The organism is Clavibacter michiganensis (assembly GCF_002151125.1).
Lineage (GTDB): Bacteria > Actinomycetota > Actinomycetes > Actinomycetales > Microbacteriaceae > Clavibacter > Clavibacter michiganensis_C.
In genome coordinates this window covers 18,128-41,015 of record NZ_MDJZ01000002.1, presented here as the reverse complement: position 1 = coordinate 41,015, position 22,888 = coordinate 18,128, and the positions used below count along the sequence as shown (strand labels likewise).

Genomic DNA, 22,888 nt, shown 5'->3' with positions numbered 1-22,888 from the left:
GTGCGCGCCAATAGGAACCTCTTCTACGTCCTCGCGGTCTTCTTCGTCATCGCGGCGGCCGCCTACACGATCTGGCACCTCATCGACCAGAACACGGTCGAGTGGGTCGGTACTCTGGCCATCGCCCTCTCGGGCGCCCTGGCCGCCTTCATCGGCTTCTTCGTCGCGCGTCTCTACGCTGCGCAGAACGGCGAGCTCCCCGAGGACCGGAGCGACGCCAACGTCGACGACGGGGACCCGGAGCTCGGCTTCTTCAGCCCGTGGAGCTGGTGGCCCGTGATCCTCGCGGCAGGCGCCGCATCGGTGTTCCTCGGCCTCGCCGTGGGCATCTGGATCGCGATCATCGGCGGCGGGCTCGCGATCATCGCGCTCGTGGGGTGGACCTACGAGTACTACCGCGGCTACTTCGCGCGCTGATCCGATGGTCGACATCCGGCACGCCCAGGCATCGGACGGGGACGCGGTCTTCGCCCTCTGCCAGCAGCTCGACATGATCAACGCCCCCGCCACCCGAGACGACTTCGACGTCACGTTCTCCCACATCCTGCGTGCGAACAAGGACGTGGGACGCGACGTGCTGCTGGTCGCGGAGGACGCGGGCACGGTCGTGGGGTACGCCTACCTCGTCGTGAGCCGCCTCCTCTACGCCGGCGGTCTCAGCGCCCACCTCGAGGAGCTCGTGGTCGACGGGGAGGCACGCAGCGGCGGGACGGGTTCCGCCCTCGTGCGGGCCGTGGAGCGCCTCTGCGGCGACCGCGGCGTCGGGCAGATCACCATGAGCACGCGCCGTGCGGGCGAGTTCTACAAGCGCCTCGGTTACGAGCGCACCGCCGAGTTCTACAAGAAGCTCCTACGTTGAGCCTCTGACCACGCGACACGACTACGCCCGGATCCGCCTTGCGGACCCGGGCGTCTCGCGTTCGGCGGCCGGTACTCGTGCCTTTGCGACGAGGAGCGGGACCAGGACGAGGACCGTGTCCGAGGCCGTGAACGGCCGTCGCTGCGCAGGCGCGGCCCGCGTCTGCGCAGCGCGTCCTCCCGTGTCAGGACGCGCGGCCTAGGACGAGTCGCGGGCCTCACGGCGACGGAGCACGTGCACCATGACGTCGAGCGTGACGACCTGACATACCTCCCGCGCCGGGATGGACGCAAGGCCGGCATCGGCGGCGGAGGGCGGCTGCTGTCCGGTGGCCCGCTCCGGGGCGTGGTGGGCCGACGGCCCCATCCCGAGGAGGAGATCCACCTCCGCGCCGGTCAGCTCCAGAGGGGCGTTCACCCGCGTCTCCGACTCCACCTCGAAGAGGCCGTCGGCGGATGCGAGGATCCGCTCGCGCTTGTCGGGCTGGACGCCCACCGCGCGGCCGTCCGCCCGGAGCTCGGCGAGATGGTCAGTGCCCGCCGCGACGATCGCGACACGGCCGTACGGGGCGAGTACGCGGTGGAACTCGGTCATGTTGCGCGGGGCGAAGACGTCGAGGAGGAGATCCGCGGATGCGTCACGCAGGGGGAGGCCTGACCAGGTGTCGGCCACGACCCCGTCGACGTCGTGACGGCCCCGTACTGCCGCGCTGACGGCCGCGGGGGCGAGGTCTGCCGCGAGCCCCACCGCACCGGGCATCCGGTCGAGCAGCTCGTGGAGGTAGAAGCCGGTGCCGCATCCGGCGTCGACGATGCGGGGTCCGACGAGCGTGCCCTCAAGCGCCGGGTCGACGTCGTGCGCGGGCTCCGCGCCCAGGACGGCGGCGGCCAGCGCATCGACGATGGGCGCGTAGTGCCCCAGGGCGAGGAAGCGGGCCCGTGCGTCCAGCATAGGGACGCTGTCGCCGCTGACGCGGGTCGCTGGGGGCAGCAGGGAGACGTACCCCCTCTTGTTCGCGTCCATCGAGTGACCGCGCGCGCAACGCAGCGAGAGCGGGGGAGCGGGGTGCAGATCCTCGGCGCAGGTGGGGCATCGGAGCCAGCCGGCGAGGCGGGCGAGATCCATGGGCACTCCTCTGCGTGCGTCGTCGTCGGTGCGGGGGAGGGTAGACGCAGGAGAGCCGGTCCAGCTTCGCCGGACCGGCTCTCGGGTGCTGCGCCTCAGCGCGAACGGGTGGTGCTAGTGGTGGTCGCCGTGGCTGCGCTCGACGTCCTTCGTGGTGACCGGGGAGATCCGGTCCTCGAAGAACCACTTCGAGAGCGCCGCGCGAGCCCGCTGGTTGACCGTGATGCGTCCACGGCTGTCCGGGCGGATCATGAGCGGCTTGTAGTCGTCGTAGCTGACCAGGCGCCAGCGCTCGTACTCGTCGAGCTGCTCGTGCACCTCGATGAACTCGCCGCCGGGCAGCTTCACGATGCGGCCCGACTCGACGCCGTGGAGGGCGATCTCGCGGTCCTTCTTCATGAGCGCCAGGCAGATGCGCTTCGCGACCTGGTAGGCGATGACCGGTCCGAGGATCAGCAGGGCCTGCAGCGTGTGGATGACGCCCTCCATCGACACCTTGAAGTGGGTGGCGATCAGGTCGGAGCTCGCGGCGGACCAGAGGACCGCGTAGAACGTGACGCCGGCGGCACCGATGGCGGTGCGCGTGGGAGCGTTGCGCGGGCGGTCGAGGATGTGGTGCTCGCGCTTGTCGCCCGTGATCCACGCCTCGATGAAGGGGTAGAACGCGACCAGCGCGATGAACCCGCCCAGGATGACGAGCGGCAGGATGATGTTGAACGAAAATGTGTGGTCGAACAGCACGAACTCGAGTCCCGGCGGCACGAGGCGCAGGGCGCCGTCCGCGAAGCCGATGTACCAGTCGGGCTGGGTACCGGCGGACACCGGCGAGGGGTCGTACGGGCCGTAGTTCCAGATCGGGTTGATCGTGAAGAACGAGGCCATCACGACGATCACGCCGAAGACGACGAAGAAGAACCCGCCCGCCTTGGCCGCGAAGGTCGGCAGGACCGGCACGCCGACGACGTTCTCGTTCGTCCGGCCGGGGCCGGCGAACTGGGTGTGCTTGTGGACGACCACGAACAGCAGGTGCAGCGCGAGGAACGCCACGAGGATCGCCGGCAGCAGCAGGATGTGCAGCGTGTAGAGCCTCGGGATGATCGCGGTGCCCGGGAACTCGCCGCCGAAGAGGAGGAACGAGATCCAGGTGCCGACCACCGGGATGCCCTTGACCATGCCGTCGATGATGCGCAGGCCGTTGCCGGAGAGGAGGTCGTCGGGGAGCGAGTAGCCGGTGAAGCCCTCGGCCATCGCGAGGATGAAGAGCACGAAGCCGATGAACCAGTTGAGCTCGCGCGGCTTGCGGAAGGCACCCGTGAAGTAGATGCGCAGCATGTGCAGGCCGATGGACGCCACGAACAGCAGAGCCGCCCAGTGGTGGATCTGCCGCATGAGCAGTCCGCCGCGGATGTCGAACGAGATGTCGAGGGAGGAGGACATGGCGACCGACATCTCGACGCCCTTGAGGGGCGCGTACGAGCCCTCGTAGTGGGTCTCGGCCATCGACGGGTCGAAGAAGAAGGTCAGCCAGGAACCCGTCAGCAGGATGACGACGAAGCTGTAGAGCGCCACTTCGCCGAGCATGAAGGACCAGTGGTCCGGGAAGATCTTCCGCCCGAACTCCTTGACGGCGACGCTGACGCTGGTGCGCTCGTCGAGGTAGGTCGCGGCGGCGGCGGTGAAGCCGCCCCCGCTCTTGGCGGCGGGCGCGGTGGCGCCCGTCGTGGTCGGATCAGCTGTTGTAGTCACCACGACGCTCCCAGAAACTCGCCCCTACGGGCTCGGTGAAATCACTCTGTGCAATGAGGTAGCCCTCGTCGTTGACGGCGATGGGCAGCTGCGGCAGGGGCCGCTTGGCCGGTCCGAAGATGACCTCGCAGTGGTTGGTCACGTCGAACTGGGACTGGTGGCAGGGGCAGAGCAGGTGGTGGGTCTGCTGCTCGTAGAGGGCCACCGGGCACCCCACGTGCGTGCAGACCTTCGAGTAGGCGACGATCCCGTCGTACGACCAGCCCTTGCGTTCCGGCGTCTCGATGAGGTCCTCGGGACGCAGGCGCATGAGGAGCACCGCGGCCTTGGCCTTCTCCTCGAGCTTGCCCTCCTCGAGCTCCATGAGGGAGGCGGGGATGACGTGGAACGCGGAGCCGATCGTGACGTCGGACGCCTTGATGGGTGTGCCGGAGGGATCGCGGGTGAGCACCTCGCCCTCCTTCCACAGCGTGTGGCTGAGGGCGGAGGCGGGCTCCTCGGCGCTTCCCGGGTACAGGTCGCGGAACAGGATCACGGCCGGGAGGGGGAAGGCGACGAGGGCGCCGATGAGGCTGTTGCGGATGAGTGACCGACGACCGAAGCCGGACTCCTCGTTGGCCTGCGCGAAGACCTCGACGGCGCGGGCCTTCGTGGCGGGCGAGCCGCCCTGCGGGTGCCGCTCGTCGATCAGCTCGTGGTCGCTCATGAGCGCCTTCGACCAGTGGATCGCGCCGATGCCGAGGCTCAGCAGCGCGAGGGCGATGCCGACGCCGAGGAACAGGTTGTTGAGCCGGACGCTGCCCGGGTCGTCCGCGTAGATCGGGAAGCCGAAGTACGCGCCGATGGCGAAGACGCTGCCCACGATCGACAGGTAGAACCACGTGTAGACGACGCGCTCGGCGGTCTGCGCCTTCTTGGGGTCCTTGTCGGTGACGCGGAGTCGGTGCTCCGGGAAGCCGGGGTTCTGGAAGGCGTCGCGGGTGGCGACGGCGGTGCCGCCGGGGAGCACGACGTCGCGGCCTGCGGCCTCGAGCTCGCCGGCGTCGTAGCCCGCGGGGACGACGCCCGACTCGTCCTTATCGTCGTGTGCCATGTGCGTGCCTCTCTTGGATTCTGATGCGGGTCATCGATGCGGGCGTCAGTTGGACCGGGCCGTGAGCCACACGGTCAGGGCGACGATGCCGCCGAGGCCGAAGATCCACATGAAGAGCCCCTCGGAGACCGGGCCGAGCCCGCCGAGGTTCGCGCCGCCGACGGTGCTGTTCTCCTCGATGTACTGCAGCGACGTGATGATGTCGCGCTTGTCCTCGGGGGAGATGTTGGTGTCGTTGAAGACCGGCATGTTCTGCGGGCCGGTGACCATGGCCTCGTAGATGTGGACCGGGTCCACGCCCTCGAGGCTGGGGGCGAACTTGCCCTCGGTGAGGGCGCCTCCGGCCGCGGCGACGTTGTGGCACATGGCGCAGTTGATGCGGAAGAGCTCGGCGCCGTTGGCCGCGTCGCCCTCTCCGTCGAGGTACTGGGCGTCCGGGATGGCGGGGCCGGGGGCTAGCGAGGCGACGTACGCCGCGAGCTCCTTGACCTGCGTGTCGGTGAACTGCGTGGGCTTCTCCTCCGCCTGCACCGTGGTGGCCTGCAGCGGCATGCGGCCGGTGCCGACCTGGAAGTCGACCGACGCCGCGCCGACGCCGATGAGGCTCGGGGCGACGCCCGTGCCGGTGGCGTCCATGCCGTGGCAGGTCGCGCAGTTCGAGCCGAAGAGCTTCTGGCCCTCGTCGATGGTCTGTGCGGACTTGAGGTCGACCTCGGCCGACGCGGTGCCCGACTGGATCAGCGCGTAGGCGCCGCCCGTGAAGAGCAGGCCGATCGCGAGGAGGGCGACGGTGGTCAGGGGGCTGCGGCGACCGGTGCGACGGGCGCGTGCTGTCTTGGTGCTCATGCTGTGGTTGTTGCTCCCGCTCGGTGCTATTTGAGGACGTAGATGACCAGGAAGAGCCCGATCCACACCACGTCGACGAAGTGCCAGTAGTAGGACACGACGATGGCGCTCGTCGCCTCCCGGTGCCCCATCGACCGGACCGCGAAGATGCGGCCGATGACGAGGAGGAAGGCGATGAGGCCGCCGGTGACGTGCAGGCCGTGGAACCCGGTGGTCATGTAGAACGCCGAGCCGTAGGCGTTGCTGCCGAGCGTGATGCCCTCGGTGACGAGGGTGGCGTACTCGAGGATCTGACCGCAGATGAAGATCGCGCCGAGGGCGTAGGTGAGGAAGAACCACTCGACCGTGCCCCACTGGCTGGGCTTCCATCCCGTGGAGCGCGCCTGCAGGCGCTCGGCCGCGAAGACGCCGAACTGGCACGTGAAGGAGCTCGCCACGAGGATGAGCGTGTTCACGAGCGCGAAGGGCACGTTGAGGCGTCCCGCCTCGAACTCCCACTGGGCGCCGGACGTCGAGCGGAGGGTGAAGTAGATCGCGAAGAGACCCGCGAAGAACATCACCTCGCTGCCGAGCCACACGATGGTGCCGACGGCGACCGTGTTCGGCCGGTTCACCACCGGCGCGGTCGATACTGGGGAGATTGAGGTGGTCGTCACAGGTTCCATTATGACCTAGGCCGACGACGCCCACGCCCACCCGGGCCGCCCGTGAGATCCGATCCAGGCGCTCGTTAGGCTGATCGCCATGCCCTCCGTCCCCACCTGGCCCGCGCTCATCACGACGTTGATCGAGGGACGCCATCTCTCCGTGGCGGAGGCGACCTGGGCGATGCGCCAGGTCATGCGCGGGGAGGCCACATCGGCGCAGCTGGGCGGCCTGCTGGTCGCCCTCCGGGCGGCGGGCGAGACCGTGGACGAGATCGTCGGCTTCCGCGACGCCGTGCTCGAGGACGCCGTGCCGCTCGACGCGGATCCCCGTGCCCTCGACATCGTGGGGACGGGAGGGGACCCTTACGGCGCGGTCCTCAACATCTCGTCGGCGGCCTCGGTCATCGCCGCCTCCGCGGGCGTCCCCGTCATCAAGCACGGCAACCGCGGCGCGAGCTCCGCCTCGGGCGCCTCCGACGCCCTGACGGCCCTCGGGATCGACCTGAGCATCCCGCCCGAGCGGGTCGCCGCCGTGCTCCGCGAGACCGGCATCACGTACGCGCACGCCGCCCTCTTCCACCCGGGCTTCCGCCACGCCGCGGCCACCCGCCACGAGCTCGGCATCTCGACGCTGTTCAACGTGCTCGGGCCGCTCTGCAACCCGGCGCGCCCCGAGGCGTCGGCGGTGGGGGTCGCCGACCTCTCGCGCGTGCCGCTCATGGTGGGCGTCTTCCGCACCCGCGGGGCGACCGCGCTCGTGTACCGCGGCGACGACGGGATCGACAAGCTCACGACCACAGGGCACAGCCACATCTGGGAGGTCAGCCGGGGCGCGGTCACCGAGCACGACCTCGACCCGCTGGAGCTCGGGATCCCGCGGGCGCCCATCGAGGCGCTCCTCGGCGAGGGGCCGGAGCAGAACGCCGAGGTCATCCGCCGCGTGCTCGCCGGCGAGCCCGGCCCGCAGCGCGACGTGATCCTGCTGAACGCGGCGGCGGGCCTCGAGGCCTTCGACCTGATGGGGGACCCGGCCCGTGTGCAGCAGCCCATGACCCGGAGGCTCCGCGACAAGCTTGCCGTCGCCGCCGATGCCGTCGACTCCGGCCGCGCCGCCGCCAAGCTCGCGGAGTGGGCGGCCGCGACGCGCGTCTGATCCGCATCGCCGCCGTCGATGTCGTGCGCGCGGCGGATGATGGACGCATGTGCGGGAGATTCGTGGTGGCGCGGGCGACGGGCGATCTCGTCGGGGACTGGGCGGTCGACGACGTCGAGGGGGACGGCCCGCCGCCCTCGTGGAACGTCGCGCCGACGACCACGGTCCGCATGGTGGCGGACCGTCGTCCGCACGGGGACGCGGAGGGGGAGGTCCGTCGGGTGCTGACCGGCGCGCGGTGGGGGATCGTCCCGCCGTGGGCGAAGGCGGTGCAGGGTGCCCCGCTCATCAACGCGCGCATCGAGACCGTGACCGAGAAGCCCACGTTCCGGAAGGCCGTCCTCACGCGGCGGGCAGTCGTGCCGGCGGACGGGTACTACGAGTGGCAGGCGACCGCGTCCGGGAAGCAGCCGGTGTACCTGCACGGCGAGGACGAGCGGCCGCTGGCGTTCGCCGCCGTGTACGAGCACTGGCGGGATCCCGCCGTCGCCGAGGGGCAGCCGGGCGCCTGGCTGCGCAGCCTCGCCATCATCACATCGGCGGCGAGCGACGCGCTCGGGCGCATCCACGACCGCACGCCGCTCATCGTGCCCCGGGACCGGCTGGACGAGTGGCTGGACGCGGGGACCAGCGCGGTCGACGACGTGCGCCACCTGCTCGGCTCGCTGCCAGAGCCCCATCTCGTGCCGCGGCTTGTCTCGACGCGCGTCAACAGCGTGCGGAACGACGGGCCGGACCTCGTCGAGCCGCTGTCCGACGCGCCGGCCGACGACGCGCCTGCGGACGACGGGCAGCCGACGCTGATCTGACCCGCCGTCGCGCGGCGGCTCCGGCGCGGCCGTCCGGTGACGCCGCACGCCCCGTCACCTGGGGCGACGGGGCGTGCGGATCGTGCGGATGCGGTCTACTGCACGTCGTCGTCGACCCAGTCGAAGGTCTTCGTGACGGCCTTCTTCCAGAGGCGCAGCTGGCGCTCGCGCTCGGCGTCGTCCATGTCCGGCGTCCAGCGGCTGTCCTCCTGCCAGTTCTGACGGAGGTCGTCGAGGTCCTTCCAGAACCCGACGGCGAGGCCGGCGGCGTACGCGGCGCCGAGCGCGGTGGTCTCCGCCACGACGGGGCGGACGACGGGGACGCCGAGGATGTCGGCCTGGAACTGCATGAGCAGGTTGTTCGCGATCATGCCGCCGTCGACCTTGAGCTCCGTGAGGTCGACGCCGGAGTCGGCGTTGACCGCGTCGAGCACCTCGCGCGTCTGGAAGGCCGTCGCCTCGAGCGCCGCGCGCGCGATGTGGCCCTTGTTGACGAAGCGCGTGAGGCCGACGAGCGCGCCGCGGGCGTCCGAGCGCCAGTACGGCGCGAAGAGGCCGGAGAACGCGGGGACGAAGTACACGCCGCCGTTGTCCTCCACCGTCGCCGCGAGCGTCTCGATCTCCGCGGCGCTCGACACGAGGCCGAGGTTGTCGCGCATCCACTGGACGAGCGAGCCCGTGACCGCGATGGATCCCTCGAGCGCGTAGTGCGGCTCCGCGTCGCCCAGCTTGTAGCCGAGCGTCGTGAGGAGGCCGTTCTGCGAGTGGATGATGTCGGTGCCGGTGTTGAAGATCAGGAAGTTGCCGGTGCCGTACGTGTTCTTCGACTCGCCCTGGTCGAACGCCGCCTGGCCGAAGGTGGCCGCCTGCTGGTCGCCGAGGATGCCCGCGATGGGCACCTCGCGGAGGAGGCTGGACGACTCGACGACGCCGTAGACCTCGGAGGAGCTCTTGATCTCGGGGAGCATCGAGCGCGGCACGTCGAACGCCTTCAGGATCTCGTCGTCCCACTGGAGGGTCTCGAGGTCCATGAAGAGGGTGCGGGAGGCGTTGGTCACGTCGGTGACGTGCACGCCGCCGTCGGTGCCGCCGGTGAGGTTCCAGAGGACCCACGTGTCGGTCGTGCCGAACATGAGGTCGCCGGCCTCGGCCTTCTCGCGGGCGCCGTCGACGTTCTCGAGGATCCAGACGATCTTCGTGCCGGAGAAGTAGGTGGCGAGCGGGAGCCCGACGGTGGGCTTGAACCGCTCGACGCCGCCGTCGGCCGCGAGGCGGTCGACGATCTTCTGGGTGCGGGTGTCCTGCCAGACGATGGCGTTGTAGACGGGCTTGCCGGTGGTGCGGTCCCACACGACGGCGGTCTCGCGCTGGTTGGTGATGCCCACGGCCTCGACGTCGTGGCGCGTGATGTCCGCCTTGGACAGCGCCTGGCCGATGACCTCGCGGGTGTTGCGCCAGATCTCCATGGGGTCGTGCTCGACCCAGCCGGCGCGGGGGAAGATCTGCTCGTGCTCCAGCTGGCCGGTGGACACGATGGATCCGCTGTGGTCGAAGACGATGGCCCGGGTGCTGGTGGTGCCCTGGTCGATGGCGACGATGTACTTCTCGCTCATGTGGTCTCTCCTATGAGGTTCGGGGTTCTAGAGGATGGGGAGCAGCGCGTAGGACGCGAGGCCGGCGAGCACGCCGCCGATGGCGGGACCGACGACGGGGACCCAGGCGTAGGACCAGTCGCTGGCGCCCTTGCCCTTGATGGGGAGGATCGCGTGCGCGATGCGGGGCCCGAGGTCGCGGGCCGGGTTGATGGCGTAGCCGGTCGGCCCGCCGAGGGACGCGCCGATGCCGACCACGAGGAGGGCGACGGGGATCGCGCCGAGCGCCGAGAGGCCCGCGGGGGTGGCCGCGTCGGCGTCGGGGTTGTTGGCGAGGCTGAAGCCGAGGATCACGATGACGAGCACGAACGTGCCGATGATCTCCGTGACGAGGTTCCAGCCGTAGTTGCGGATGGAGGGGCCGGTCGAGAACACGCCGAGCTTGGTGGCCGCGTCGGGCTCCTCGTCGAAGTGCTGCTTGTAGGCGAGCCAGCAGAAGACCGCGCCGATGATCGCGCCGACCATCTGGGCGAGGATGTAGACGGGGACGCTCGCGACGTCCTCGATCTTGCCGGCCGACAGGAGGCCCAGCGTCACGGCCGGGTTGAGGTGCGCGCCGGACGCGTACGAGACGGTGACACCGGCGAAGACCGCGAGGCCCCAGCCGAAGTTGACCATGAGGGTGCCGCCGGCGAGCCCCTTCGACTTGACGAGCGCGACGTTCGCCACGACTCCGCATCCGAGGAGGACGAGGAGGGCGGTGCCCACCGTCTCCGAGAGGAATATGACTCCAAGATCCACTGCGTGGTGCTCCGATCGTTCGTCGAGGCGCGGGTACGACCTCTGCCGCATCATCGCGGTGGATCCAATCTAGTGCCGACGTGACCGGGTCCCGGCCGGTGACGAGCGGTCGACCGGACGGATCCGGTCCGCCGGACGGGCCCGCCGGGACCGCCCGATCGCCTCGCACCGGGCGTATGTTGGCCTCACACCCGAGTCGCCGCCGACCGAGTCCCGTCGCTCGATCCGGCTCGGTGCGCGGCCGTCGTCCGGTCGCCCGAGACCCGCGAGGAGCCGGCCGTGAAGAAGCTGATCAACGACCCGAGGGCGGTGGCCGAGGAGGCCGTCGCCGGCTTCGCGGCCGCCCATCCCGACATCGTGGAGCTGAGCGCCGACCCGCTGTTCGTCCGGCGCGCCGAGCCCACCCGTCCCGGGCGCGTCGCGCTCGTCAGCGGCGGCGGCAGCGGCCACGAGCCGCTGCACGCCGGCTTCGTGGGCCACGGGATGCTCGACGCCGCCGTCCCGGGACCCGTGTTCACGAGCCCCACGCCGGATCCCGTCGTCGCCGCCACCCTCGCGGTCGACGGAGGTGCGGGCGTGCTGCACATCGTGAAGAACTACACGGGCGACGTCCTCAACTTCGAGACGGCGGCCGAGCTCGCGGAGGCGGAGGGCGTGCGCGTGCGGACGGTGGTGGTCGACGACGACGTCGCCGTGACCGACTCGCTGTACACCGCCGGCCGCCGCGGCGTCGCGGGGACGGTGCTCGTGGAGCGCATCGCCGGCGCCGCCGCCGAGCGCGGGGACGACCTCGACGCCGTCGCGGCCATCGCCGAGAGGGTGATCGGGCAGGTGCGCAGCATGGGCGTCGCCATCCGCGCGTGCACGGTCCCGCACGCCGGCGAGCCGAGCTTCGCGCTGGAGGACGACGAGATGGAGATCGGCATCGGGATCCACGGCGAGCCCGGCCGCGTGAAGCTGCCGCTCGAGCCCGTGGACGCCGTCGTCGAGCGCCTCCTCGACCCGGTGCTCGAGGACCTGGCCGCGCCGGCCGGCAGCCGCGTGCTGCTGCTCGTGAACGGGATGGGCGCGACGCCGCTCTCCGAGCTGTACATCGCCTACCGTCGTGCGGCCGCCGTGCTCGAGGAGGCGGGCCTGACCGTCGCCCGCAGCCTCGTGGGAGACTTCGTCACGGCCCTCGACATGGAGGGACTGTCCCTCACGGTGCTGCTGCTCGACGACGAGCTCGTCGACCTGTGGGACTCGCCCGTGCAGACCGCCGCGCTGCGGTGGGGGAGGTAGCTCATGGCACTCGGGACCGACTGGGTCGTCACCTGGATCACGGAGACGGCGCGCGTCATCGCCGACCAGCGGGGTGAGCTCATCACCCTCGACCGCGAGATCGGCGACGGCGACCACGGCGAGAACCTCGACCGCGGATTCAGCGCCGTCGTCGCGAAGCTCCCCGCGCCCGACGTCGACGGCACGCCGGCCGATGCGCTGAGGACCGTGGCCACCACGCTCATCTCGACGGTCGGCGGCGCCTCCGGCCCGCTGCTCGGGACGGCGTACCTCAAGGCCGCCGCGGCCGTCGCGGGTCGCGCCGACCTCGACGCGTCCGCGATCGCCGACCTCCTCGAGGCGGCGGTGGGCGGCATCGTCCTCCGCGGCAAGGCCGAGCGCGGCGACAAGACCATGGTGGACGCGTGGGGCCCCGCCGCCGAGGCCGCTCGCGCTGCCGCGGACGCGGGATCCAGCCCGGCCGACGCCCTCCAGGCCGCCGCCGACGCCGCTGCACGCGGCGCCGAGGCGACGGAGCCGCTCGTCGCCCGCAAGGGCAGGGCCTCGTACCTGGGCGAGCGCGCCGTCGGCCACCGCGACCCGGGTGCGCAGTCGTCCGCGCTCATCCTGCGCGCGGCGGCGACGACCGCCCGCGACGCCGACGGGGGCGCCTCGTGAGCGTCGGCCTCGTCCTCGTCTCGCACAGCGCGCTGATCGCGCACGGGCTCGTCGACCTCGCGCGGCAGATGGCGCCGACCGTCGCGCTCGTGCCCGCGGGCGGATCCGGCGACGGCACGCGCGACGATGCGGGCATCGGCACGAGCTTCGACGTGGTCCAGGCCGCTCTCGCCGAGGCGGAGGGCGGCGACGGCGTCGTGGTCCTCGCCGACCTCGGATCCGCGTACCTCACGGCCGAGACGGCCGTCGACCTCCTCGACGAGGACGCCGCCGCGCGCGTCGTCGTCGTGCGCGCACCGCTGGTGGAGGGCGCGGTGGCGGCCGCGGTCGCCGCCGAGACGGGCGGGTCCCTCGAGGAGGTGGCCGCCGCGGCGTCCTCGGCCGCCGGCGCGGACGCGTCGGAGGACGCCGACGCCGGCCTCGCCCCTGAACCGCGCGCCGACGGCACCGAGCCCGCACCCTCCGGAGGCGGGGGCACCGTGCGCGGAGAGGCCACCCTGGTCAACCGCGACGGCCTGCACGCCCGCCCCGCGGCCGACTTCGTGACGCGCGCGTCCGCCTACTCCGCGGCGATCACCGTCAACGGCCAGAACGCCGCGTCGCTCCTCGGCGTCATGGCCCTCGGGCTCACCCGCGGCGCCCACGTCGTCATCGAGGCGACGGGCGAGGACGCGGAGGAGGCGGTGACCGCGCTGGTCGAGCTCGTCGAGTCGGGGTTCGGCGAGGCCTGACCGCGGGCCCGGTCGCGCGCCGGTCAGAGGGCGTCGAGGTAGACCCAGGATCCGGCCTGCCGCACGAAGCGGCTCGCCTCGCGCTGGCTGCCGCGCTGCCCGTCGTGCCGGAAGGACGCCTCGAAGTCGACGACGCCCGTCGCGTCGCCGGGGCCGCCGAGCGCGGTCCGGTGGATCGCGAGCCGGAACCAGCGGACGGACGCGTCGAGCTCGATCTCCTCCGGGATCGTCGACGGGTGCCAGCTGCGCGCGAGGTACGCCGCGTCACCCCGGGCGTAGGCGGCGAAGCGGGAGCGCATCAGCCGCTCGGCGGTCGGGGCCGACGCGTCGCCCCGATGCAGCGGACCGCAGCACGCGCCGTACGGATCGCCGCTCGTGCACGGGCACCACGCGTCGTCGTCCGGCGTGGACCAGGGGGCGTCGGGGGAGAGGCGCGTCATGCTCCGAGCCTCGCACGCCGGAGCCCGCCGGGAGCAGGATGGGAGGGCGGCCGCCGACGCGGACCGCCCGCACCACGACCCGAGGAAAGCACCATGACCCCTGCGACCGACCTGCTCGTGGACGCCTACGGGCGCATCGCCGAAATCGTCCGCGACGCCGTCGAGGGCCTCGACCCCGAGGACCTCGCCGTCCGCCCGGATCCCGAGGCCAACTCGATCGGCTGGCTCGTCTGGCACCTCGCCCGCGTCCAGGACGCGCAGGTCGCCGACGTCGCCGGCCGCGACCAGACCTGGAGGAGCGGCGGATGGGCCGACCACTTCGCCCTCCCGTTCGCCGAGTCGGCGACGGGCTACTCGCAGTCGTCCGAGGACGTCGCGGCGCTCGAGGGCGTCACCGCGGAGCTGCTCCTCGGGTACCTCGACGCCGTGCAGTCCGCGACGCTCGCGTACCTCGCGGGGCTCGACGACGCCGAGCTGGACCGCGTCGTGGACGAGGACTGGACCCCTCCGGTCACGCTCGGCGCACGCCTCGTCAGCGTCCTCTCCGACGACCTGCAGCACGCCGGCCAGGCGGCCTACCTCGCGGGCCTCGTCGCGCGTCGCCGCTGAGACCCGGGCCGGCCGTCGCGCTCAGGCGGGCAGCTCGGACTCGATGAGCGACACGATCTCGGGCGCATCCGGCTCGACCGTGGGCCGGAAGCGGTGCACGGCGCCGGACGGCGTGACGACGAACTTCTCGAAGTTCCACTTCACGCGGCCGGCCCTGCCGTCCGCGTCGGGCGTCTTCGTGAGCTCCGCGTAGACCGGATGCGCCGACCGGCCGTTGACCTTGACCTTCTCCATCATCGGGAAGGTGACGCCCCAGGTGGTGGAGCAGTACTCGTCGATGGCCTCGGCGGAACCGAGCTCCTGCAGGAACTGGTTGCTCGGGAAGCCGATGACCGTGAACCCGCGCTCCCCGTAGGCGCGCTGCAGCTGCTCGAGCTTCTCGTACTGGGGAGCGAGGCCGCAGCGCGAGGCGACGTTGACGACGAGCACGACCTTGTCGGCGTACGCGCCGAACGTGGTGGCCTCGCCCTGGAGGGTGGTGAGCGGGATCTCGTCGAGCCGGGGATGCGTCATGGCCCTGAACGTAGCCCCGTCCCCTGACAGCGGCTCCCCGGACGGCGGGAGGCCGGCCGCCACATGGCGACCGGCCTCCCGGGCGCGGATCGGATCCGCGGTGCGTCGCGCTAGTTCGCGAACTCCGCGACGGTCGCGTCCGCGGACACCTTCGTCGTGCCCACATCGACGCCGTGGTAGGTGAGCAGCGTGTCGACGGTGTCCTGGATCTCCGCGTCGCGCTCGTCGCCGCTCCAGCCGAGCGCCTCCTGCAGCACGTCCGCGATCTCCGCGAGCATCTCGTGGGTCACGCCGCCGACGAACGCGAGGTTCGTGCGACGGAGGACGACGTCGGCGAGGTGCACCGCGTCCTCGTGCGTGGCGAAGTACGCGATCTCGGCCCGCGTGAGCTGCGGGTCGGTCGCGAGCGGCGTCGACGGCTGTCCGGAGAGGACGTCGATCACGTTCGTGGCGCGCGTGCCGTAGCGGTTGAGCAGGCGGTCGACCTGCTCGGTGCCGATGCCCTCGGCGCGAGCGGCCTGCGTGGCGATCCACCGGGCGCGGGCCGTGCTGGAGGACGGGAAGTCCTTGCCGCCGCCGATGGGCATGCCGGTCGTGTCGACCGAGCGCTCGACGCCGAGGCGCGTGGTGGCCTCGGTCGAGAGGTGCGCGGACAGGGCGCGGAACGTCGTCCACTTGCCGCCGACGAGGCTCAGCACCTTGGCGTCCGGCAGGCCGTCGATCTCGGTCTCCACGATGCGGTAGTCGCGGGAGACGAAGCCGGGTGCGGTGTCCTCGTGCCGCGGCAGGGGGCGGATCCCCGAGTAGCGGTACACGATGTGGTCGCGGTTCAGCTCGATCTGCGGGAACACGTGCTTGACGAGGTCGAAGAAGTAGTCGACCTCCTCCTCGGTGCAGACGGCCGGCTCGCTCGGGTCGGCGTCGATGTCCGTGGTGCCGATGAGGACGCGGCCCTTGAGCGGGTAGATGAGGACGATGCGGCCGTCGTTGTTCTCGAAGAAGATCTCGCGGCCCTTGGTGGCCTCGAGCAGCTCCTTGTTGTCGACGACGATGTGCGAGCCCTTGGTGCCGCCCATGAACCTCGTGTCGCCGCCCATGGCCTCGTTGGTGAGGTCGGTCCAGGGGCCGGACGCGTTGACCACGACGTCGGCCGTCACGACGAACTCGGTGCCCGAGACGACGTCGCGCAGCTTCACGCCGCCGTCGGCGACGCCCACGGCCTCCAGGTAGTTGGCGCTGCGGGCGTGGTCACCCGCGGCCAGGCCGTCCTTCAGCACGTCGAGCGCGAGGCGCTCCGGCTCGTGCACGGAGGCGTCGTAGTAGGTGCCGGTGAACTTCACGTCCTTGTTCAGCGCGGGCATGTCCTCGCGGGCCGCCTTGCCGATGCGGAAGCGGTGCCGCGGCACGGATCCGCCGTCGCGCGAGAAGGAGTCGTAGAGCGTCATGCCGACGCTGATGAGGAGGGCGCCGCGCTCCTTCGTGGAGCGCTGCTTGTGGGTGATCATGCGCAGGGGCGCGTTGAGGATGCCGGAGAAGGTGGAGAAGATCGGCATCGTCGTCTGCAGCGGCTTGACGTAGTGCGGCGCGATGCGGATCAGGCCGTTGCGCTCCTCGACGGACTCGCGGACGAGGCGGAACTCGCCGTTCTCGAGGTAGCGGATGCCGCCGTGGATCATGTGGGAGCTCGCCGCCGAGGCGCCCGAGCCGTAGTCGGCGCGCTCGACGAGCACGACGTCGACGCCCTGGAGCGCGAGGTCGCGGAACGTCGCGATGCCGTTGATGCCGCCGCCGATGACGAGCACCTGGGCGCTCGGGCGGTCGTGGATGCGGGCGACGTTGTCCCGCAGGTCGGTCTTCTTCGACTGGGTCACGAGGAGCTTCTCTCTGTTGATGCGTGCGTGGTGCGCGTGCTCTGCGCCAATCATCCGCCCGCGAACGGATCATGCGAAGCCCGTGCACGGATGTGCAAGCATGACCGGATGGTCGACGGCATCGCGCACGAGCGCACCCAGGACGCGCTGCGCGCGGCGCACCTCTACTACATGCAGGACCTGACGATGGAGGCCATCGCGCGGGAGCTCGGCACGAGCCGCTCGTCGGTGTCCCGGCTCCTCTCGTTCGCCCGGGAGACGGGGCTGGTGGACATCCAGATCCGCTCGCCGCTCGACCTCGCCACGGTGCTGGGGGAGCAGCTGCACGAGCGCTACGGCGTGGTGGCGCACGTGGTGCCCGTGCCCGACCAGACGAGCGACGTCGACCGGGTGGACCGCGTCGCGCTCTCGGCTGCACGGATGCTCACCCAGTACGTCGACTCGAACATGGTCGTCGGCGTCGCGTGGGGCTCGACCGTGAGCGCCGTCAGCCGGTACCTCGTGCCGAAGCCGACGCACAACACCCTCGTGGTCCAGCTCAACGGAGCGGGCAACGTGCGCACCACGGGGATCATGTACGCGAGCGAGATCCTCCGCCGCTTCGGCCAGGCCTACGGCGCGACCGTGCAGCAGTTCCCCGTGCCGGCCTTCTTCGACGACCCGGCCACGAAGCTCGCGCTGTGGCGGGAGCGGAGCACGAAGCGCGTGCTCGAGCTCCAGGAGCGGATGGACATGGTGCTGTTCGGCGTCGGATCCCCCGTGGCGCTTGTCCCGAGCCACGTCTACTCGGGCGGGTACCTCGAGCGGTCCGACCAGCGGGCGCTCGACGCGGACGGCGTCGTGGGCGACGTCTCGACCGTCTTCTTCCGGGAGGACGGCTCCTCGGCGGACATCGCCATCAACGCGCGAGCGAGCGGACCGGACCTGGCGACGATCCGGAGGGCGCCGCGACGCGTCTGCGTGGTCGCCGGCGCGTCCAAGGTGCGGAGCGTGCGCGGCGCGCTGGCCGCGGGGCTCGTGACGGACATCGTCCTCGACGAGGGGACGGCCCGCGCGCTTCTGCAGTGACGGTCGCAGGAGCGGGTGAGGGAGATGACGGTGGGCGATACCGGACTCGAACCGATGACCTCTTCCGTGTGAAGGAAGCGCGCTACCAACTGCGCCAATCGCCCGTGCTCGCACCGCGGACGGTGCGGGTCCATGATGCCATACCGCGGAGCCGGTCGCGGTCACCGGGGGCCGGGCGGGCGCTCCGGGGCGGGCTCCGGCGCGACACGCCCGGGTCGCCGCGATGCCCGCGTCGGGCGGATCCGCGTGAATACGGGGCGAACGGCGCGTGGACCAGGCGCAGAGGCCCGTCCGGCGGGCGTCGTTTTGCACCGGCGCCGGGAGATCGGCTAGAGTCATCGAGCACGCAGGGTCGCCGGGAAGCCGGGGACGAGCGAGTGAAATGCGGATGTGGCGCAGTGGTAGCGCATCACCTTGCCAAGGTGAGGGTCGCGAGTTCGAATCTCGTCATCCGCTCGACAGGGGCCCCGAGAGGGGTCCCCTTTCACAAGGTGGGAACCACCGGTGGTGGGGTGGCCGAGAGGCGAGGCAGCGGCCTGCAAAGCCGTCCACGCGGGTTCAAATCCCGTCCCCACCTCGAGCAAGTGCATGAGCGATTGGCGCAGCGGTAGCGCGCTTCCCTGACACGGAAGAGGTCGCTGGTTCGATCCCAGTATCGCTCACCACCAGAAGGCCCCGGGAGACCGGGGCCTTCTCCTTTTCCCGGGTGACCTTCCCCGAGGCCGCCTCCGTCACGCGATGCGGTCCCTCGCGTCGGCCGGTCGCCTCCCCGCCGCCTCCCCGCGAGGAGCGGCTCCCGGGCGCCGGTAGTCTGGATCGGTTCCCTCCCCGTCCCGCAAGGAGCCCGCAGTGGTAGACGCCGCCCAGCCCGAGATCCACGACGAGGCCGCGCCCGCGGAGCCGACCGCGCAGGCGGTCGAGGCGACGGAGGCGGGCACCGGGTTCACGCTCTTCTCCGACCGCGCCGTCGTCGCCATGCGCATCGACGGCGAGCTGAAGGACCTCGCGGCCGAGGTCGCCCCCGGCGACGTCGTCGAGCCCGTCCGCATCGACTCGCCCGACGGCCTCGCGATCCTGCGTCACTCCGCTGCCCACGTCATGGCCCAGGCCGTGCAGCAGATCAACCCGGAGGCGAAGCTCGGCATCGGGCCGCCCGTCACGGACGGCTTCTACTTCGACTTCGACGTGGCGGAGCCCTTCACGCCCGAGGACCTGAAGGCGATCTCCAAGAACATGGAGCGCATCATCCGCCAGGGTCAGCGCTTCACACGACGCGTCGTCTCCGAGGAGGAGGCCCGCGAGCTGATGGCCGCCGAGCCCTACAAGCTCGAGCTCATCGGCCTCAAGGGCGGATCCAGCGAGGAGCTCGGCGAGGACGGCGAGTCCGTCGAGGTCGGTGGCGCGGAGCTGACGGTCTACGAGAACGTCGACGGCAAGACCGGCGAGGTCTTCTGGCGCGACCTCTGCCGCGGGCCGCACCTCCCGAGCACGCGCATGGTCGGCAACGGCTGGGCGCTGTCGCGCGTCGCGGCCGCCTACTGGCGCGGATCCGAGAAGAACCCGCAGCTGCAGCGCATCTACGGCACGGCGTGGCCCACGAAGGACGAGCTGCGCGCGTACCAGGGTCGCATCGAGGAGGCGCTCAAGCGCGACCACCGTCGCCTCGGTGCCGAGCTCGACCTCTTCTCCTTCCCGGACGAGATCGGATCCGGCCTCGCGGTCTTCCACCCCAAGGGCGGCATCATCCGCCGCGAGATGGAGGACTACTCGCGCCGCCGGCACGAGACGGCCGGCTACGAGTTCGTCTACTCGCCGCACATCACGAAGTCGAACCTGTTCGAGACGAGCGGCCACCTCGACTTCTACAAGGACGGCATGTTCCCCGCCATGCACCTCGACGAGGCGCGGAACGACGAGGGCGAGATCACGCGCCAGGGCGCGGACTACTACCTGAAGCCCATGAACTGCCCCATGCACGTGCTCATCTACCGCTCGCGCCAGCGCTCGTACCGCGAGCTGCCGCTGCGCCTGTTCGAGTTCGGCACCGTCTACCGCAACGAGAAGTCGGGCGTGATCCACGGCCTCACCCGCGTCCGCGGCATGACGCAGGACGACGCACACATCTTCACGACCCGCGAGCGCATGGCCGACGAGCTCAAGGGCACGCTCGAGTTCGTGCTCTCGCTGCTGCGCGACTACGGCCTCGACGACTTCTACCTCGAGCTCTCCACGAAGGACCCGGAGAAGTTCGTCGGGTCCGACGAGGTCTGGGAGGAGGCCACGGAGACGCTCCGCCAGGTCGCTGTCGACACGGGCCTGGAGCTCGTGCCGGATCCCGCGGGCGCCGCGTTCTACGGCCCCAAGATCTCGGTGCAGGCGCGCGACGCCATCGGGCGCACGTGGCAGATGTCCACCATCCAGCTCGACTTCAACCTGCCCGATCGCTTCGGCCTCGAGTACACGGCCAACGACGGCACGCGCAAGCAGCCGGTCATGATCCACCGCGCGCTGTTCGGGTCCATCGAGCGCTTCTTCGGCGTGCTGACGGAGCACTACGCGGGCGCGTTCCCGGTGTGGCTGTCGCCCGTGCAGGTCGTCGGGATCCCCGTCGCCGAGGACTACGAGGAGTACCTCGGCGGCGTGCTCGACGCGCTCCGCGCCGAGGGCGTCCGCGTCCAGCTCGACACCTCGGACGACCGCATGCCCAAGAAGATCCGCACGCACACGAAGGCGCGCGTCCCGTACCAGCTCATCGCGGGCGAGGACGACCGGGCCGCGGGATCCGTGAGCTTCCGCTTCCGCGACGGCACCCAGGTCAACGGCGTGCCCGTCGCCGAGGCCGTCGAGCGGATCACGGGCGCCATCGCGCGCCGCGAGCAGGTGGTGACCGCGTGGCCCGTCTGACGATGTCGGACCACGAGCCCGGGGGAGAGGACGAGCGGGCCGAGGTGCGCGTCGACCACGCGGGCCACCTCGCGGGCGTGCCCGACGAGTTCCAGCGGCTGTGGACCCCGCACCGCATGGTCTACATCGAGAAGGGCCAGCAGCCCGACCGCGACGAGTGCCCGTTCTGCATCGCGCCGTCCATGTCGGACGAGGACGCGCTCATCGTGGCGCGCGGCGAGCGGGCTTACGTCCTGCTCAATCTCTTCCCCTACAACAGCGGCCATCTGCTCGTCTGCCCGTACCGTCACATCGCGACGTACGACCTGGCGACCCCCGAGGAGGTCGCCGAGATCGGATCCCTCACGCAGACCGCCATGCGGGTCGTGCGCGAGGTGTCGCGGAACGACGGCTACAACATCGGCATGAACCAGGGCCAGGTGGCCGGTGCCGGCATCGCCGAGCACCTGCACCAGCACATCGTGCCGAGGTGGGGGCAGGACGCGAACTTCCTGCCGATCATCGCGAAGACCAAGGCGCTGCCGCAGCTGCTGGGCGACGTGCGCGCATCCATCGCCGCAGCCTGGCCCGCCCCCGCGGGCGAATAGGATAGGGACCACAATGACTGACACCAACACCCCCGGACAGGTCGGCTCGAGCCGCGTCAAGCGCGGACTCGCGGAGATGCTCAAGGGCGGCGTCATCATGGACGTCGTCAACGCCGAGCAGGCGCGCATCGCGGAGGACGCGGGAGCGGTCGCCGTCATGGCGCTCGAGCGCGTCCCCGCCGACATCCGCTCGCAGGGCGGCGTCGCGCGCATGAGCGACCCCGACCTCATCGACCAGATCAAGGCCGAGGTCTCCATCCCCGTCATGGCGAAGGCCCGCATCGGCCACTTCGTCGAGGCGCAGGTCCTGCAGTCCCTCGAGGTCGACTACATCGACGAGTCCGAGGTGCTGAGCCCCGCCGACTACGTGAACCACATCGACAAGTGGGGCTTCACCGTCCCCTTCGTCTGCGGGGCCACCACGCTCGGCGAGGCGCTCCGCCGCATCACCGAGGGCGCGGCGATGATCCGTTCCAAGGGCGAGGCCGGCACGGGCGACGTCTCCGAGGCCACCAAGCACATCCGCACCATCAAGTCCGAGATCCGCGCGCTCAGCGCACTCACGCACGACGAGATCTACGTCGCCGCGAAGGAGCTGCAGGCGCCGTACGACCTCGTGCTCGAGGTCGCGACCACGGGCCAGCTGCCCGTCGTCCTCTTCACCGCCGGGGGCGTCGCCACCCCGGCGGACGCCGCGATGATGATGCAGCTCGGCGCCGACGGCGTGTTCGTCGGATCCGGCATCTTCAAGTCGGGCAACCCGGTGGCGCGCGCCAAGGCCGTCGTCACGGCGACCGCGCTGTTCAACGACCCGGATGCCATCGCCGAGGCGTCGCGTGGACTGGGCGAGGCCATGGTCGGCATCAACGTCGCCGACGTCCCCGCCCCGCACCGCCTCGCCGAGCGTGGCTGGTAGCAGCTCGGCTCCGCGCGGCGACGGTCCCCTCGTCGGCGTCCTCGCCCTGCAGGGGGACGTCCGCGAGCACGTCAGCGTCCTCGAGGGCTTCGGTGCGCGCACCCGGCTCGTCCGGCAGCCGAAGGACCTGCCGGGGCTCAACGGCCTCGTGATCCCGGGCGGCGAGTCCACCGTGATGGACAAGCTCTCGCGCCAGTTCGGCGTGGCCGCGCCCCTGCGTGCCGCCATCGACGACGGGCTGCCGGTCTACGGGACGTGCGCCGGGCTGATCATGCTGGCGGACGAGATCGTCGACGCGATCCACGACCAGAGGAGCATCGGCGGGCTCGACGTGTCCGTGCGCCGCAACGCGTTCGGATCGCAGTCGGCCTCGTTCGAGGTGGACCTCGACGTGCCCGCGCTGGGCGACGCGCCCGTTCACGCCGTCTTCATCCGCGCGCCCGTGGTCGCCTCGCTCGGCCCGGCCGCGTCGGCGCTCGCCTCGCTCGACGACGGCCGCGTCGTCGCCGTCCGGCAGGGCGCGCTGCTCGGCACCTCGTTCCACCCGGAGGTCACGGGCGACCTCCGGTTCCACCGCCTCTTCCTCGACATGGTCGAGGACGCGGGCCGCACCCTCTGACCTTTCCGGTCGTCGGCGGCG

At 71.2% G+C, this 22,888-nt stretch carries 23 protein-coding genes and 4 tRNA genes; 16 read left to right on the top strand and 11 right to left on the bottom strand.

Annotated elements, in window-relative coordinates; translation table 11 throughout:
- Both BFL37_RS00675 and BFL37_RS00670 read left to right on the top strand, forming a co-directional pair.
- On the top strand, positions 1-417 hold the full coding sequence (locus BFL37_RS00675; protein WP_012038527.1) for a cytochrome c oxidase subunit 4: 417 nt from the start codon (positions 1-3) through the stop codon (positions 415-417).
- Between the two features lie 4 nt (positions 418-421).
- Complete coding sequence (locus tag BFL37_RS00670; RefSeq protein WP_086513262.1) at positions 422-859, top strand: GNAT family N-acetyltransferase; 438 nt, start codon at positions 422-424, stop codon at positions 857-859.
- 198 nt (positions 860-1,057) lie between these two features.
- Here BFL37_RS00670 and BFL37_RS00665 read toward each other — a convergent pair whose 3' ends face one another.
- From BFL37_RS00665 to ctaE, 5 genes are all read right to left on the bottom strand, one after another.
- Positions 1,058-1,984, bottom strand: a complete 927-nt coding sequence (locus tag BFL37_RS00665; RefSeq protein WP_086513261.1) for a putative RNA methyltransferase — start codon at positions 1,982-1,984, stop codon at positions 1,058-1,060.
- Between the two features lie 114 nt (positions 1,985-2,098).
- Positions 2,099-3,733 carry a cytochrome bc1 complex cytochrome b subunit gene (gene qcrB, locus BFL37_RS00660; RefSeq protein ID WP_431305842.1) on the bottom strand — a complete coding sequence of 545 codons (1,635 nt, stop codon included), beginning with the start codon at positions 3,731-3,733 and terminating at the stop codon, positions 2,099-2,101.
- Positions 3,714-4,823 carry a cytochrome bc1 complex Rieske iron-sulfur subunit gene (gene qcrA / locus BFL37_RS00655; protein WP_086513260.1) on the bottom strand — a complete coding sequence of 370 codons (1,110 nt, stop codon included), beginning with the start codon at positions 4,821-4,823 and terminating at the stop codon, positions 3,714-3,716. Before qcrA ends, qcrB begins: the two co-directional genes overlap by 20 nt.
- A 45-nt stretch (positions 4,824-4,868) precedes the next feature.
- Complete coding sequence (qcrC, locus tag BFL37_RS00650; RefSeq protein WP_086513259.1) at positions 4,869-5,669, bottom strand: cytochrome bc1 complex diheme cytochrome c subunit; 801 nt, start codon at positions 5,667-5,669, stop codon at positions 4,869-4,871.
- A gap of 26 nt (positions 5,670-5,695) precedes the next feature.
- The gene (gene ctaE, locus BFL37_RS00645; protein ID WP_086513258.1) at positions 5,696-6,334 is read right to left on the bottom strand and encodes an aa3-type cytochrome oxidase subunit III; all 639 of its coding nucleotides are present in this window, start codon (positions 6,332-6,334) and stop codon (positions 5,696-5,698) included.
- A 79-nt stretch (positions 6,335-6,413) separates the two neighbouring features.
- On the opposite strand from ctaE, the gene trpD reads away from it, so the two are divergent.
- The gene (trpD, locus tag BFL37_RS00640; RefSeq protein ID WP_086513257.1) at positions 6,414-7,469 is read left to right on the top strand and encodes an anthranilate phosphoribosyltransferase; all 1,056 of its coding nucleotides are present in this window, start codon (positions 6,414-6,416) and stop codon (positions 7,467-7,469) included.
- A gap of 47 nt (positions 7,470-7,516) precedes the next feature.
- Positions 7,517-8,278 carry an SOS response-associated peptidase gene (locus tag BFL37_RS00635; protein WP_086513276.1) on the top strand — a complete coding sequence of 254 codons (762 nt, stop codon included), beginning with the start codon at positions 7,517-7,519 and terminating at the stop codon, positions 8,276-8,278.
- A 95-nt stretch (positions 8,279-8,373) separates the two neighbouring features.
- Here BFL37_RS00635 and glpK read toward each other — a convergent pair whose 3' ends face one another.
- A complete protein-coding gene (glpK, locus tag BFL37_RS00630) occupies positions 8,374-9,891 on the bottom strand; it encodes a glycerol kinase GlpK (RefSeq protein WP_086513256.1) in 1,518 nt (505 codons plus the stop codon).
- A gap of 27 nt (positions 9,892-9,918) precedes the next feature.
- Positions 9,919-10,725 (bottom strand): MIP/aquaporin family protein, encoded by an 807-nt coding sequence (locus BFL37_RS00625; RefSeq protein WP_172403701.1) that lies wholly within the window; start codon positions 10,723-10,725, stop codon positions 9,919-9,921.
- Between the two features lie 225 nt (positions 10,726-10,950).
- On the opposite strand from BFL37_RS00625, the gene dhaK reads away from it, so the two are divergent.
- The 3 genes from dhaK to dhaM are packed head-to-tail and all read left to right on the top strand — an operon-like array spanning position 10,951 to position 13,340.
- Entirely contained in the window at positions 10,951-11,952 is a 1,002-nt protein-coding gene (gene dhaK, locus BFL37_RS00620) for a dihydroxyacetone kinase subunit DhaK (protein ID WP_086513255.1), read from the top strand.
- 3 nt (positions 11,953-11,955) lie between these two features.
- Complete coding sequence (dhaL, locus tag BFL37_RS00615) at positions 11,956-12,609, top strand: dihydroxyacetone kinase subunit DhaL (RefSeq protein ID WP_086513254.1); 654 nt, start codon at positions 11,956-11,958, stop codon at positions 12,607-12,609.
- Positions 12,606-13,340, top strand: a complete 735-nt coding sequence (gene dhaM / locus BFL37_RS00610; protein ID WP_086513253.1) for a dihydroxyacetone kinase phosphoryl donor subunit DhaM — start codon at positions 12,606-12,608, stop codon at positions 13,338-13,340. The genes dhaL and dhaM overlap by 4 nt, the downstream gene beginning before the upstream one ends.
- A gap of 23 nt (positions 13,341-13,363) precedes the next feature.
- Here dhaM and BFL37_RS00605 read toward each other — a convergent pair whose 3' ends face one another.
- Positions 13,364-13,780: a YchJ family protein gene (locus tag BFL37_RS00605; protein WP_086513252.1), complete on the bottom strand. Its 417-nt coding sequence runs from the start codon at positions 13,778-13,780 to the stop codon at positions 13,364-13,366.
- Between the two features lie 93 nt (positions 13,781-13,873).
- Here BFL37_RS00605 and BFL37_RS00600 point away from each other — a divergent pair, with 93 nt between their 5' ends.
- The gene (locus tag BFL37_RS00600) at positions 13,874-14,389 is read left to right on the top strand and encodes a mycothiol transferase (RefSeq protein ID WP_086513251.1); all 516 of its coding nucleotides are present in this window, start codon (positions 13,874-13,876) and stop codon (positions 14,387-14,389) included.
- 21 nt (positions 14,390-14,410) lie between these two features.
- Here BFL37_RS00600 and BFL37_RS00595 read toward each other — a convergent pair whose 3' ends face one another.
- Both BFL37_RS00595 and BFL37_RS00590 read right to left on the bottom strand, forming a co-directional pair.
- Entirely contained in the window at positions 14,411-14,902 is a 492-nt protein-coding gene (locus BFL37_RS00595; protein WP_086513250.1) for a glutathione peroxidase, read from the bottom strand.
- Positions 14,903-15,012: 110 nt separating this feature from the next.
- The gene (locus BFL37_RS00590; protein ID WP_086513249.1) at positions 15,013-16,773 is read right to left on the bottom strand and encodes a glycerol-3-phosphate dehydrogenase/oxidase; all 1,761 of its coding nucleotides are present in this window, start codon (positions 16,771-16,773) and stop codon (positions 15,013-15,015) included.
- Positions 16,774-16,881: 108 nt separating this feature from the next.
- Here BFL37_RS00590 and BFL37_RS00585 point away from each other — a divergent pair, with 108 nt between their 5' ends.
- A complete protein-coding gene (locus BFL37_RS00585) occupies positions 16,882-17,841 on the top strand; it encodes a sugar-binding transcriptional regulator (protein WP_086513248.1) in 960 nt (319 codons plus the stop codon).
- A 31-nt stretch (positions 17,842-17,872) separates the two neighbouring features.
- Here BFL37_RS00585 and BFL37_RS00580 read toward each other — a convergent pair.
- Positions 17,873-17,945 (bottom strand) — tRNA-Val (locus BFL37_RS00580).
- A 280-nt stretch (positions 17,946-18,225) separates the two neighbouring features.
- On the opposite strand from BFL37_RS00580, the gene BFL37_RS00575 reads away from it, so the two are divergent.
- The 7 genes from BFL37_RS00575 to pdxT all read left to right on the top strand — a co-directional run bounded on the left by BFL37_RS00575 (position 18,226) and on the right by pdxT (position 22,867).
- Positions 18,226-18,297: transfer RNA gene (locus BFL37_RS00575), tRNA-Gly, on the top strand.
- Positions 18,298-18,347: 50 nt separating this feature from the next.
- Positions 18,348-18,418 (top strand) — tRNA-Cys (locus tag BFL37_RS00570).
- A 13-nt stretch (positions 18,419-18,431) separates the two neighbouring features.
- Positions 18,432-18,506, top strand: a tRNA-Val gene (locus BFL37_RS00565).
- Between the two features lie 184 nt (positions 18,507-18,690).
- On the top strand, positions 18,691-20,745 hold the full coding sequence (thrS, locus tag BFL37_RS00560; RefSeq protein ID WP_086513247.1) for a threonine--tRNA ligase: 2,055 nt from the start codon (positions 18,691-18,693) through the stop codon (positions 20,743-20,745).
- A 2-nt stretch (positions 20,746-20,747) separates the two neighbouring features.
- A complete protein-coding gene (locus BFL37_RS00555; protein WP_086513246.1) occupies positions 20,748-21,332 on the top strand; it encodes an HIT family protein in 585 nt (194 codons plus the stop codon).
- Positions 21,333-21,345: 13 nt separating this feature from the next.
- A complete protein-coding gene (pdxS, locus tag BFL37_RS00550) occupies positions 21,346-22,248 on the top strand; it encodes a pyridoxal 5'-phosphate synthase lyase subunit PdxS (protein WP_086513245.1) in 903 nt (300 codons plus the stop codon).
- Positions 22,238-22,867, top strand: a complete 630-nt coding sequence (gene pdxT, locus BFL37_RS00545; RefSeq protein ID WP_086513244.1) for a pyridoxal 5'-phosphate synthase glutaminase subunit PdxT — start codon at positions 22,238-22,240, stop codon at positions 22,865-22,867. The genes pdxS and pdxT overlap by 11 nt, the downstream gene beginning before the upstream one ends.
- Positions 22,868-22,888: the final 21 nt, after the last annotated feature.